The organism is Streptomyces sp. NPDC088350, assembly GCF_044753545.1.
Lineage (GTDB): Bacteria > Actinomycetota > Actinomycetes > Streptomycetales > Streptomycetaceae > Streptomyces.
In genome coordinates, this window is sequence record NZ_JBIVNL010000015.1 from 46,824 (window position 1) to 58,522 (window position 11,699).

Consider the following 11,699-nt stretch of genomic DNA (forward strand, 5'->3'; position numbering starts at 1 on the left):
TCAGTCGTCGGCTTCGGCGGGCTCGCAGATCGGGCAGGGGCTCAGCTCGCCGTTCGCCACCAACTTCGAGTCCACCGGCACCGCTTCCGGCTTACCGGCGACCAACGGACAGTCCGCGCGATGCCACAGCGTGCCCCCGGGCACCATCAGCAGGTCCCCGCTGACCGCCACGGGCGCGGCGGCGGCCTGTGCCGACTCCTCCGCCTCGGCGGGCCCGGCGGCCACGAGAAGGGCGTACAGCTCCTCCACGCGGGCGGCGGCGAGGGCGCTGCGGCCGTGGGTGAGCAGGACCGCGCCGGCGACGATCAGGGCGGCACCGGGGATCGTGCAGGAGGCCAGGTAGGGGAGTTGGCGTTCGGCGTAGCGCTCGCCGGAGACGCCGTACCAGCCGAGTACACACAGCACCGCGCCCGCCGCGAGCGCGGCCCAGCCGGCCCACAGGGCGGGACGCACGGTCCGCAGTCGGGCTGTCCGCATTTACGGCCCCCACACGTCAGGTGTCTGTCCATGCCGGCCAATGGCTTGCACTATGCCTTCTGACACCTGACCTGAAAACACCGGGCGCGCACGGCCCGGACCGACACCCGGTGGTGAGCCAGATGGTTCTCGGGAGCGACCTCAGGCGAAGGAACACAAGGCGGGGGCGGGGAGCGGCAGTTGGGGCCGCATCCCTGGTCCTCGTGCTCGGGCCGGCCCTGGCGGCCTGCAGCGACGACAGCGGGGGCGGCAGCAGCGCACCGCCGCCCACTCCCTCCGTCGAGCGGACCACGAGCGCACCGGCGACCGCGCCCGCGGACCCGGCCGCCGCGACGACACGGATCAAGGCCAACTGGAAGAAGTTCTTCGACCCCGCCACCTCCACCAGGGACAAACAGGCGGTCCTGGAGAACGGCGACAGGATGGGCCCGGTACTGAAGGCATTCAGCGGCGACAAGCGCGGCGGGCAGGTCCAGGCGGACGTCCAGAAGGTCGAGTTCACCGCACCGGACAAGGCGACCGTGACGTACAGCCTGACCCTGAACGGCGCCACCGCCCTCCCGAACGCCTCCGGGACGACCGTCCAGCAGGACGGCACCTGGAAGGTGTCCGACAACACCCTGTGCGCGCTGGTGGCGTTGAGCGGCGATGCCTCGCCGTCGCCCGGGTCGGGCTGCTGAGGCCGCTGTCGCGGTGCTGCTGCTCCTCGGGAGCACGGCCTGCGGCAGCCGCCTCCCGGAGAGCGACTTCGAGCACGGCGACTCACGTACGCCCGCGCCCGGCGGCGACGCGCCGATCCGGGTCGGGATCATCACCAGCGCGACCAGCCCGGTCGGCGGCGACACCTTCACCGGGCCCCGCGACGGCGCCAAGGCGTACTTCGACCGGCTCAACGCGCGCGGGGGCATCGACGGGCACCCGGTGGAGGTGCGCCTGTGCGACGACGGCGGCAGCGGGGTCGGGAACAACGAGTGCGTGCGCCAACTGGTCGACGAGGACAAGGTCGTCGCCCTGGTCGCCACCACCGCCCTCGACTACGCGGGCGCCTCCCGCGTCTCCCACGCGCGCGTGCCCGACATCGGCGGCCAGCCCATCGGGGCCGCCTACGACACCTGGCCGCACCTGTACGGCGTCTACGGCAGCCTCGCGCCCCGCGCCGGCACCCCGGGCTGGGGCGGGAAGCTGTACGGCGGCACGGAGGTGTACCGGTACTTCAAGCGCGAGCAGGGCGCCCGTACCGCCGCCGTCGTGTCGTACAACCAGGCTGCCTCGGCCGCCTACGCCCGGCTCGTCGAGCAGGGGCTGAAGGCGGAGGGTTACAAGGTCGTCACCGAGCAGGTCGACTTCGCGCTGCCGAACTTCCGTGCCGTGGCGGCCGACCTGAAGCAGCAGGGTGCCGACCTCGTCTTCGACGCCATCGACACGCACGGCAACGCCCAGCTGTGCGAGGCGATGGACGAGGTCGGCGCGAAGGTCATCGCCAAGGTGACGAACGTCCAGAACTGGACGTCCACCGTCCCCGAGGACTACAAGAACTCCCCGCGCTGCCGCAACGCGCTGTGGGCGACCGGGTCAAGCCGGGACTTCGACGACACCTCCCGGGCGGCCGTACGGGAGTTCCGGGACGCTACGAAGGGGCTGAAGACGCACTCCCAGTGGCAGGTGGAGGGCTGGGCGGCGGCGATGTGGTTCACGGACGCGGCCAAGTCGTGCGCGAGGACGAGGACGGGCGTCACGCGCGCGTGCGTCGACGGCTTCATGAACCGGAGCGAGAACTACACCGCCGACGGACTGCTGGTTCCCGTCTCCTTCGCGCGACTCGCCGAACCGCCGACGACACGCAGGACGTGTCTGTCGGTGGCCCGGTGGCAGGACGGCAAGGGGTGGGTCCCGCAGGGGGACATGAACAGCACCTGTTTCGACGTGCCCCAACTGCCGTACAGCCCTTGATCCCTACTGCTCTTGATCCGGGCCGCCCTTGATACAGACTTCGACCATGTTGGAGACCTCGGCACGACTCCTGCGCCTGCTCTCGTTGCTCCAGGCCCACCGTGACTGGTCCGGCGCCGACCTGGCCGACCGGCTCGGGGTCACCCCGCGCACCGTGCGCCGGGACGTCGACCGGCTGCGCGAGCTGGGCTACCCGGTCAACGCCAGCCCCGGCACGGGCGGCGGCTACCAGCTGGGCGCGGGCGCCGAGTTGCCGCCGCTGCTGCTGGACGACGACGAGGCAGTCGCCGTGGCGGTCGGGCTGCGCACCGCCGCCGGGCAGGGCATCGAGGGCATCGGCGAGACCTCCGTACGCGCCCTCACCAAGCTCGAACAGGTCCTCCCGAACCGGCTGCGCCGCCGGGTGGGCGCCCTCAACGCCTTCACCGTGCCGATGCTGCGCAACACGCTGCCGTCCGCCGTCGACCCCGCCGTACTGACCGAACTGGCCGCCCTGTGCCGGGACGCCGAGCGGCTGCGCTTCGACTACGAGAACCACGACGGCGCGCCCACCCGCCGCAGCGTCGAACCGCACCGCCTGGTGTGCACCGAGCGCCGCTGGTACCTGGTCGCCTGGGACCTGGACCGCGCCGACTGGCGCACCTTCCGCGTCGACCGCGTCACGCCCAGACTGCCGCACGGCCCGCGCTTCACCCCGCGCACGCCCCCGGCCGAGGACCTCGCCGCGTACGTCTCGAAAGGGGTCTCCACGCGCGCGTACGCCTCGCACGCCGTCGTCCGGCTGCTCGTGCCCCTCCAGGAGGCCGCCCTGCGGATCTCACCGTCCGCCGGGACGCTGGAGGCGGACGGGCCGGACGCCTGCCTGCTGCGGACCGGGGCCCCGAACCTCGACCTGATGGTGATCCACGTGATGATGATGGGCTTCGAGTTCGAGGTCCTGGAGCCCGTCGAGCTGACCGAGACGATCAGGACGGCCAGGGACCGGCTGTCCCGGGCGCTGGACCGGCACGGCCGGGAGGCGTACGGCGATTCTGTGCCGGAACGGTGAATGTGTTATACGGCGTCAGCTCCCGCCGTACGGCCGGGAAACGGAAAGAAATAGGGCGCCGGACCGGTTCTCGCGGCACTTTCCGCCGGGCTATTCGACGGGCCGTACGGACCGGCGGGAATTGCGTTCGAATGCCCGCGGAAGGAGTACGGAACCGCTCATACGTGTGAGGGGGCAGAACAAAACACACGTCCTGATCCTGTGACAGAAGTGTGACCGGAGAGGGACGGAGGGAGGAAGAGAGGGGCTAGCGTGGCGGCATGGCACCCATTCCGACTCCACCGGCAGAGCCCCAGGACAGCCCGAACACCTATGTGGGCCTCGACGCGACAGAGGCCGAGCGGCTCGCGCGGGAGCGCGGGTGGTCGACCGTGCGGTCACTGCCGCCGGGGGCGATCATCACCATGGAATTCCGGGTGGGGCGGCTCAACTTCGAGGTCGAGGCCGGCACGGTGAAGCGCGCCTGGAAGGGCTGACCGCGCACACGACGAAGGCCCCGGTTCTGTCGCGGAACCGGGGCCTTCTCGATGCGGGGATGGGTTGTGCGTACCGGCCCCGCGGTCTTGGTGCGGGGTCAGCCGCCCGCCGCCGGACGGGCCGCGGCCGAGGCCGTGCCGCGCGCCACCCGCTCCGGGTGCGGCGGGCGGCGGCTGCCGATCGGGGTCACCGGGGTGCGCTCCGAGCGGGTCGTGTGCGGGCCCGGGGCGAGATGGGCGGGCGGCCGGGCCGTGCGGCTCGCGGGGACCGTCTCGCGGGCCGCCGGGACCTCGTCGCCCGAGGACGTGCGCGGCTTGAGCAGCACGGGCGCGGTGACCGGGGACGTCGGCACCGGTGCCGGTGTCGGTGCCGTACGGCCGCGGCGGGCGCGCCAGCGGTCGCGCAGGGCGAAGATCCGGGTCTCGGCGAGGGCCACCAGCGGCTCGCACCACGGGAGGGCGAGCAGGACCAGCAGACCGGCGGCCCAGCCCAGCAGCACGTCGCTCAGCCAGTGCGTGCCGAGGTAGACCGTGGCGAGACCGACGCCGAGCGAGGTCACCGCGGACGCGGCGGACAGCCAGCGGCGGGCGGCCGGCGTGGAGGCCAGATACGCCAGAATTCCCCAGGTCACGACCGCGTTGGCGGTGTGGCCGCTGGGGAATATATCGCCGCCGAGACCCATCTCGTTCGAGCCGATGACGGTGGCGTAGTGCGGGCCGAGGCGGCCCATGCCGAGCTTGGCGGCGCCGACCGTGATGTTCAGCAGCAGGATCGCGGTGCCCAGGGTGAGCAGCGGGCGCAGCGTGTGCTGCCGCCAGGAGCGCCAGCCCAGCCAGGCCGCGACCATCACCGCGGTCGGGCCGCGCTGGCCGAGCACCACGTAGTAGTCGACGAACCAGTGGATGCCCGCCCACTGCTGGTACGGGCGGAAGAACATGACCTGCCAGTCGAACCTGACCAGCCAGGAGGTGGTCACGACAAGCCACACGATGGCCAGATAGAAGGCCAGGGTCGCCACGAACAGCACGGCCCTGTGCCGACTCATCTTGGGCACATCGATGTGGGCCGGCCGTTCGGGTTCACGGTCCAGCCTCGCGAACACCCGGTCCAGACGGGTGAGGTTTCGTTCGGTACGCACCCAATCGACGTTACAGCGAGTGAGTGTGGATCCCCGTCGAATCAGCGGCTTTGTGATGACGATGTGATGTGGGAAAGCTCTCAGGGGCAGGTTTATTTCCGAGGATTCCGCAATCCCGGGTGGCTCCGTCCTTCAATTCCTTTGATCATGCCGGGGTCGAGTTTTATGGCACTTATGAATTAGTTCACCGAATGCTGGGGTGGAATTGGCCGGGCGCTCATGGAGCGTGACGAGTGGATCATGGCGGACCGGAGCCGTTCAGCCAGAACGCCCCATACACGGCCGATACCATCGCGACACCGCCCACCACCCACGCTGACCTGGAGGTACGCAGCCGCGCCAGGGCGAGCGCGAGGGGGAGCAACAGGGCGAAGGCGGGCATCAGCAGGCGCGGTTTCGAGCCGAAATAGCTCGACGCGCACAGCGCCAGCGCGGTGACGACCCCCGTGTACACCAACAAGGGGAGCGGCTGGCCCTGGCGGACGCCCACGACGTACAGCCGGACCACCAGCCCGACCCCGACGATCAGTCCCACCCCGGCCAGGGCCGACGGGAGCGACGTGAACTTGTCGCCGACGAAACGGGCGAACGCCACGCCGCCGTCGAAGCCGTTGCGCCAGCCCGCCTGCACGTCGAGATAGCCCAGCGGGCCCTTGCCGGTGCGATGGCCGACCCACAGGACGTACCCGGCGGCGCCCAGGGGTGCGAGTGCCATGCCGAGGGCGCGCCGCCAGTTCCGCGCGCCGGGCGTGGGCGCCGTGCTGCGGTCCCGCACGAAAGAGGCGCGGTCCGCGATCGATGAAGTACCCGCGATCGATGAAATACCGGCGATCGATGAAATACCGGCGACCCACACCGCGGCGACCACCGCGAGCCCCACGGGCCGCGTCAGCCCGGCGAACAGCGCGAGGGTGCCCGCCGTGAGCCATCGGCCCGTCAGTACGGCGTACAGGGACCAGGCGGCGAGCGCGGTGAAGAGCGACTCGCTGTACGCCATCGACTGCACGATCCCGACCGGGAGCACGGCCCACAGCAGTACGGCGCACACGCCGACCCTGCGGTCGTACACGTGGTCCGCGACCGCGAAGATCCCCCAGGCCGCGGCGAGCGAGGCGAGCAGGCTCACCACGAAACCGGCGTCGGCGTACGACAGCGGGGACACCGCGCGCATGCCCCGCTCCAGCCAGGGCAGCAGCGGGAAGAAGGCGAGGTTCGAGTGGACGTCGCCGTTCGGGAGGCGCACCTCGTAGCCGTAACCGAGGTCGGCGACCCGGGTGTACCAGAGGGCGTCCCAGCGGGCGGTCAGCAAGGTGTACGCGCTCTTGCCGCGCGCCGCGCTCCACACCGCGAGCACCACCAGGCCCAGCGCGCGGACGGCGGCGTACCCGAGGAGGGCCGGGGCCGCCCGGCGCAGAGGTGCTGCGAGATCGGTCACGGGCTCGATTATCGAGGGTGCGCGGAACCGGCGGGCCCGGCGGGGCGTGGTCCACAGAAGGGTGAGTGGTGTACGCCACACGTGTTCTCCGGGGAGTGTGAGAGGTCCGCCACGTGGCATCGGCGTGAACTCGCGTACTCTGACGGCTCACTCGCCTTCGTTGCGCGGGCCGGGGACACCGCTCCTCTCCGGCCGCAGTCACGGGAAGTCCCCACCCCGTGAGCCCGCCGAACGCGAGGGAACATCTGGGAGGTAGTACATGTCCGGGACGACCACGGCTGCCGCAGCGCTGCGCCGTCGGGCGGCCGGGGCCGGTGCCAACCGCTGGGTCGTCCTCGTCGTCCTCTGCGTGAGCCTGCTCCTCGTCGCGCTCGACGCCACCGTGCTCCATGTCGCGGTGCCCGCCGTCACCGAGGACCTCAGACCCGGCGCGATAGAGCTCCTCTGGATCGTCGACGTCTATCCGCTGGTCTGCGCCTCGCTCCTCATCCTCTTCGGCACGCTCGGCGACCGGGTGGGCCGCAGAAGGATCCTGCTCCTCGGCTACGGCCTCTTCGGCATCGCCTCCGGGCTCGCCTCCCTCGCCCATGACGCCCAGGTTCTGATCCTCGCGCGGGCGCTGCTCGGCGTCGGCGGCGCGATGATCATGCCGGCCACGCTGTCGATCCTCCGCCAGGTCTTCCCCGACCGGCGCGAGCGGGCGGTGGCGATCGGCGTGTGGAGCGCGGTGGCGGCGGTGGGCGCGGCGGTGGGCCCGCTGCTCGGCGGCTTCCTGCTCGAACACTTCTGGTGGGGCTCGGTCTTCCTCGTCAACATCCCCCTGATGCTGATCAGCCTGCCGATCGGCCGGCTCCTGCTCCCCGAGTCGCGCGGCGACCGCGACGGCCCGTGGGACGTCGTCGGCGCGCTGATGGCCGCCGGCGGACTCTTCGGCGTCGTCCTGGGCGTGAAGCGGCTCGGCGGCGGGGAACCGGCGCAGAGCGCGTGGACCGTGGCCCCGCTGCTCGTGGGCGCGGTGCTGCTGGTTCTCTTCGTACGACGGCAACGGCGCCGTACGCATCCGCTGGTGGACCTGACGATGTTCCGCAGGCCGGCGTTCAGTACCTCCGTCGGCTGCATCGTGCTGGCGATGCTGGCACTGGTGGGCCTTGAGCTGATCGCGGCGCAGTACCTGCAACTGGTGCTGGGCCTCTCCCCGCTCCAGACAGGTCTACGACTCCTGCCGCTGACGTTCGCGGCGATGGCGGCGGGGCTGTTCGGGGCGCGGATGCTCCGGCGTTTCGGGCCGCGCCGGATGGTGTGCTTCGGGTTCTGCCTCACCGCGGTCTCGGTGCTGACGCTGACCGCGATGGGCGGGCAGGACAACACCGGGCTGCTGCTCTTCGGGTTCCTGCTGCTGGGGTTCGGTCTGGAGATGACGCTCTTCGGGGCGTACGAGTCGATGCTGAGCGAGGCTCCGCCGGCCCAGGCGGGTGGCGCGGCGGCGATAGGCGAGACCTCCTACCAACTCGGCGCCGGTATCGGTATCGCGCTCCTCGGCAGCGTCATGAACGCGGCGTACGCGCCCGGACTGCGGTCCGTTCCCGGGGTACCCACGTCCGCGTCGGTCTCCGCGGGGCATTCGCTCGGCGAGGCGTACGACGTCGCGGGGCGTCTCGGCGGGGTGCGGGGAGCCGCCCTGCGCCACGCGGCACGGGACGCCTTCGTGCACGGCCTGCATGTCACGTTGCTCGTCAGCGCGGGGTTGCTGCTGCTGGGGGCGGTGATGGCGTTGCGGTTGCCGCGGATCATGCAATGCGAGGTGCCTGCGGCTGCGGTAGGGGTACCTGCCCCCAGGGAAGTAACACAGTCCCGCGTCTCCGCCTGAACCCCCTCTCCCACCCACGCACCGCCCGTTTACGGGCGACCAAGAGGTGGACGTCTCCCGTGGGTGGTCCTTCGCCGTTGGCGGCTTCCCGCCCGCGCTATCGTAACTAGCGGTGGTAGTTTTCTTAGATCTCGGAGGCTGTGTCATGCCCGCGTCCCCCTCCTCGAAGTTGCCCCCCTTCGACCCCGCCGACCCCCTCGGCATCGACGACCTGCTCGACCCCGAGGACCTCGCGATCCGTGACACGGTCCGTGCGTGGGCCGCCGACCGGGTGTTGCCGTACGTCGCCGAGTGGTACGAGAAGGGCGAGCTGCCCGGGATCCGGGAACTCGCGCGGGAGTTGGGCGGTATCGGGGCGCTCGGGATGTCGCTGAGCGGGTACGGGTGTGCCGGTGCCTCCGCCGTGCAATACGGGCTCGCCTGCCTGGAGTTGGAGGCCGCCGACTCCGGGATCAGGTCGCTCGTGTCGGTGCAGGGGTCCCTCGCCATGTACGCCCTCCATCGCTTCGGGAGCGAGGAGCAGAAGCAGGCGTGGTTGCCGCGCATGGCCTCCGGAGACGTCATCGGGTGCTTCGGGCTGACCGAGCCCGACCACGGGTCCGACCCCGGCGCGATGCGGACCCACGCCAAGCGCGACGGCGGCGACTGGGTGCTCAACGGGCGGAAGATGTGGATCACGAATGGGTCGGTGGCGGGGGTCGCCGTTGTGTGGGCACAGAGCGACGAAGGGATCCGTGGGTTTGTCGTGCCCACCGATGTCCCCGGGTTCTCCGCTCCCGAGATCAAGCACAAGTGGTCACTGCGCGCATCCGTCACCAGCGAACTCGTCCTCGACGACGTGCGGTTGCCCGCCGATGCCGTGTTGCCGGAGGTCGTGGGACTGAAGGGGCCGCTCAGCTGTCTGTCGCACGCCCGTTACGGAATCGTGTGGGGTGCGATGGGCGCGGCGCGCGCTTCCTTCGAGTCCGCCCTCGCCTACGCGAAGACCCGGGAGCAGTTCGGGCGGCCCATCGGCGGCTTCCAGCTCACCCAGGCCAAGTTCGCCGACATGGCGGTCGAACTGCACAAGGGGATTCTGCTCGCCCATCACCTGGGGCGGCGCATGGACGCCGGGCGCCTGCGTCCCGAGCAGGTCAGCTTCGGCAAACTGAACAACGTACGAGAGGCCATCGAGATCTGCCGTACGGCACGGACCATCCTCGGTGCCAACGGGATCTCACTGGAGTACCCGGTCATGCGGCACGCGACGAACCTGGAGTCGGTGCTCACGTACGAGGGCACCGTCGAGATGCACCAGCTCGTGCTGGGCAAGGCGCTCACCGGACTCGACGCCTTCCGGTAGACCGGCGGCTCAGGAACAACCCTGCGGGAGGCAGGGCCGGTAAGCGGCCCTGCCTCAGCTCTGGTTGAAGAAACCGTCCTCGCGGCGCGCGACCGGGTCGCCGCTGACGATCTCGGTGTTGGCGGGGGTCAGCAGGAAGACACGGTTGGCGACCCGCTCGATCGTGCCGCGCAGACCGAAGGTCAGACCGGCCGCGAAGTCGACCACGCGCTTGGCGTCGGTCGCCTCCATCGCCGTGAGGTTCACGATCACCGGAACCCCTTCCCGGAACAGCTCACCGATGGCGCGGGCGTCCCGGAAGCTGTCCGGGGTGACCGTGCCGATCCGCCGGCCCTTCACCTCGGCGACGTCCTCGGCCACCTTCACCCGCGGATCCGTGACCCAGGCATCCCCGGGCTGCTCGGTCCCTTCGGAGTAGTCGTCGTCGTAATAGCGCTCGTCATCGTTGTCGTCAACGAGCCCAAGCCAGGCACTCGCCTTGCGTACCGATCCCATGGACGCCTCCTCTCACAGCGGTCTTACTTGCTTTCCACATCCCTATGGTCATCCATGATGCGGATCGCGCGCCAAGTGGATAGACGCCGCGCGGGGGGTTTGTGACGCTACTGGTGCACAGCCAATACGTCGAGGGCCCCCGTGTATCAAGGGTGTTGCTGGATACGGCTGCTGACTGAGAGTGAAATATGATTCTTCCCGGCGTCCGGGTGACGGCTGGTGCGTACGGGTGAACGGGGTGGTCGATGCGATGCGGCAGCTCAACGCCCGGTCAGATGCCCTGTCGAACTCCGGATGCCCTGTCAGATGTCGTTCACGCCACGGGGGGTTGTCGTGTTCGGAATGGTCCGGCCTTGCGGTCACCGGCTCGGTGAGAGCCTCAAGGCGCGGTGGATGGCGCATGTGTGCGGCCTGTGTCTCGCACTGCGCGGAGACCATGGGTAGTTCGCGAGAGTTGTCACCAATTACGACGGTCTGCTCCTCTCGGTCCTGACGGAGGCTCAGGTCGAGCGGGAGGGCGGGGGGTGGCGGCGTACGGCCGGGCCCTGCCCGTTGCGCGGGATGCGGACCGCGTCCGTCGCACAGGGCGAGGGGGCCTGCCTCGCGGCGGCCGTCTCGCTGGTGCTCGCCTCCGCCAAGGTGCGTGACCATGTCGCCGACGGGGACGGGGACGGGGACGGGGACGGGGACGGGGACGGGCTGTCGGCCCGCGGGCCGGTGGCGCCGGCCGCCCGGCGGGTCGCGGAGAGCTGGGGGCGGGCCGGGGCGCGGAGCGGTTCCGCCGTCGGGTTCGACGCCGCCGTACTCGTCGACGCCGTGGACCGGCAGTTCGGCGTCGAGGCGCTCGCCGGGCCCGGTACGCCGATCCTGACCGTCACCGAACCGACCGAGACCGCCACCGCCGCGGCCTTCGCGCACGCCGCGATCCTCGCCGGACGGCCGGTAACGCCGCACCGTTCGCGGAGGCCGGGCGCCTCTTCGGACGGCTCGCGCATCTCCTGGACGCCGTGGAGGACAGGGAGACTGACGCGGCGTCGGGCGCCTGGAACCCCCTCACCGCGACCGGCACCCCGCTCACCGAGGCCCGCAGGCTGGCCGACGACGCGCTGCGCGGGATACGCCTCGCACTGCGGGAGACGTCCTTCACCGACGGCAAGCCGGCGCATCTGCTGCTCGCGCACGAACTGGGGCGCTCGGTGGACCGGGCCTTCGGGACACAGTCGTGCGGGCACGGGTCCGGGTCCGCGCACGTATCGGAGCCGCAGGGCGCCTTCGGGCCGCCGCAGACCCCCTACCTGCCGGGCGATCCGCGCCACGGCGGCACTCCCTACGGCGGCAATCCCTACGGCGGTGAGCCGCCGCCCTCGGGCTGTGCTGCACCTGCAAGGTGTGCTGTTCGAGCTGCGACTGCTCGTGCTGCGACGCCTGCGAGTGCTGCGAATGTCTGTCGTGCTGCGACTGCTGAACGTG

General features: G+C 70.8%; 10 protein-coding genes and 1 pseudogene. 7 read left to right on the forward strand and 4 right to left on the reverse strand.

What is annotated here, in order from left to right; translation table 11 throughout:
- Positions 1-477, reverse strand: coding sequence for a hypothetical protein (locus tag ACIQBL_RS40430; protein ID WP_401951765.1), 477 nt, complete (start codon positions 475-477; stop codon positions 1-3).
- A 122-nt stretch (positions 478-599) separates the two neighbouring features.
- Between ACIQBL_RS40430 and ACIQBL_RS40435 the strand changes: the two genes are divergently transcribed.
- From ACIQBL_RS40435 to ACIQBL_RS40450, 4 genes are all read left to right on the forward strand, one after another.
- Positions 600-1,157, forward strand: a complete 558-nt coding sequence (locus ACIQBL_RS40435; RefSeq protein WP_401951768.1) for a hypothetical protein — start codon at positions 600-602, stop codon at positions 1,155-1,157.
- Positions 1,126-2,427: an ABC transporter substrate-binding protein gene (locus tag ACIQBL_RS40440; RefSeq protein WP_401951771.1), complete on the forward strand. Its 1,302-nt coding sequence runs from the start codon at positions 1,126-1,128 to the stop codon at positions 2,425-2,427. Before ACIQBL_RS40435 ends, ACIQBL_RS40440 begins: the two co-directional genes overlap by 32 nt.
- A 46-nt stretch (positions 2,428-2,473) precedes the next feature.
- Positions 2,474-3,475, forward strand: a complete 1,002-nt coding sequence (locus ACIQBL_RS40445) for a helix-turn-helix transcriptional regulator (RefSeq protein ID WP_401951774.1) — start codon at positions 2,474-2,476, stop codon at positions 3,473-3,475.
- Positions 3,476-3,735: 260 nt separating this feature from the next.
- Positions 3,736-3,951, forward strand: coding sequence for an I78 family peptidase inhibitor (locus ACIQBL_RS40450; protein ID WP_401951777.1), 216 nt, complete (start codon positions 3,736-3,738; stop codon positions 3,949-3,951).
- Positions 3,952-4,049: 98 nt separating this feature from the next.
- Here the strand turns inward: ACIQBL_RS40450 and ACIQBL_RS40455 are convergent, their stop codons facing one another.
- Together ACIQBL_RS40455 and ACIQBL_RS40460 are read right to left on the reverse strand one after the other, a co-directional pair.
- Positions 4,050-5,090, reverse strand: a complete 1,041-nt coding sequence (locus tag ACIQBL_RS40455; RefSeq protein ID WP_401951780.1) for a phosphatase PAP2 family protein — start codon at positions 5,088-5,090, stop codon at positions 4,050-4,052.
- Between the two features lie 238 nt (positions 5,091-5,328).
- Entirely contained in the window at positions 5,329-6,525 is a 1,197-nt protein-coding gene (locus ACIQBL_RS40460) for a hypothetical protein (RefSeq protein WP_401951783.1), read from the reverse strand.
- A gap of 259 nt (positions 6,526-6,784) precedes the next feature.
- Between ACIQBL_RS40460 and ACIQBL_RS40465 the strand changes: the two genes are divergently transcribed.
- Both ACIQBL_RS40465 and ACIQBL_RS40470 read left to right on the forward strand, forming a co-directional pair.
- Entirely contained in the window at positions 6,785-8,392 is a 1,608-nt protein-coding gene (locus tag ACIQBL_RS40465) for an MFS transporter (protein WP_401951785.1), read from the forward strand.
- A gap of 145 nt (positions 8,393-8,537) precedes the next feature.
- Complete coding sequence (locus tag ACIQBL_RS40470) at positions 8,538-9,734, forward strand: acyl-CoA dehydrogenase family protein (RefSeq protein ID WP_401951788.1); 1,197 nt, start codon at positions 8,538-8,540, stop codon at positions 9,732-9,734.
- 54 nt (positions 9,735-9,788) lie between these two features.
- Here ACIQBL_RS40470 and ACIQBL_RS40475 read toward each other — a convergent pair whose 3' ends face one another.
- On the reverse strand, positions 9,789-10,229 hold the full coding sequence (locus ACIQBL_RS40475; RefSeq protein ID WP_043681262.1) for a cell division protein SepF: 441 nt from the start codon (positions 10,227-10,229) through the stop codon (positions 9,789-9,791).
- A 474-nt stretch (positions 10,230-10,703) separates the two neighbouring features.
- Between ACIQBL_RS40475 and ACIQBL_RS40480 the strand changes: the two are divergent.
- Positions 10,704-11,694, forward strand: a pseudogene (locus ACIQBL_RS40480) (hypothetical protein).
- Positions 11,695-11,699 lie beyond the last annotated feature (5 nt).

Bases quoted from the DNA above. Each gene is read 5' to 3' on its own strand.
- ACIQBL_RS40430 (WP_401951765.1), bottom strand. From the start codon at position 477: ATGCGGACAGCCCGACTGCGGACCGTGCGTCCCGCCCTGTGGGCCGGC.
- ACIQBL_RS40435 (WP_401951768.1), top strand. From the start codon at position 600: ATGGTTCTCGGGAGCGACCTCAGGCGAAGGAACACAAGGCGGGGGCGG.
- ACIQBL_RS40440 (WP_401951771.1), top strand. From the start codon at position 1,126: ATGCCTCGCCGTCGCCCGGGTCGGGCTGCTGAGGCCGCTGTCGCGGTG.
- ACIQBL_RS40445 (WP_401951774.1), top strand. From the start codon at position 2,474: ATGTTGGAGACCTCGGCACGACTCCTGCGCCTGCTCTCGTTGCTCCAG.
- ACIQBL_RS40450 (WP_401951777.1), top strand. From the start codon at position 3,736: ATGGCACCCATTCCGACTCCACCGGCAGAGCCCCAGGACAGCCCGAAC.
- ACIQBL_RS40465 (WP_401951785.1), top strand. From the start codon at position 6,785: ATGTCCGGGACGACCACGGCTGCCGCAGCGCTGCGCCGTCGGGCGGCC.
- ACIQBL_RS40470 (WP_401951788.1), top strand. From the start codon at position 8,538: ATGCCCGCGTCCCCCTCCTCGAAGTTGCCCCCCTTCGACCCCGCCGAC.
- ACIQBL_RS40475 (WP_043681262.1), bottom strand. From the start codon at position 10,229: ATGGGATCGGTACGCAAGGCGAGTGCCTGGCTTGGGCTCGTTGACGAC.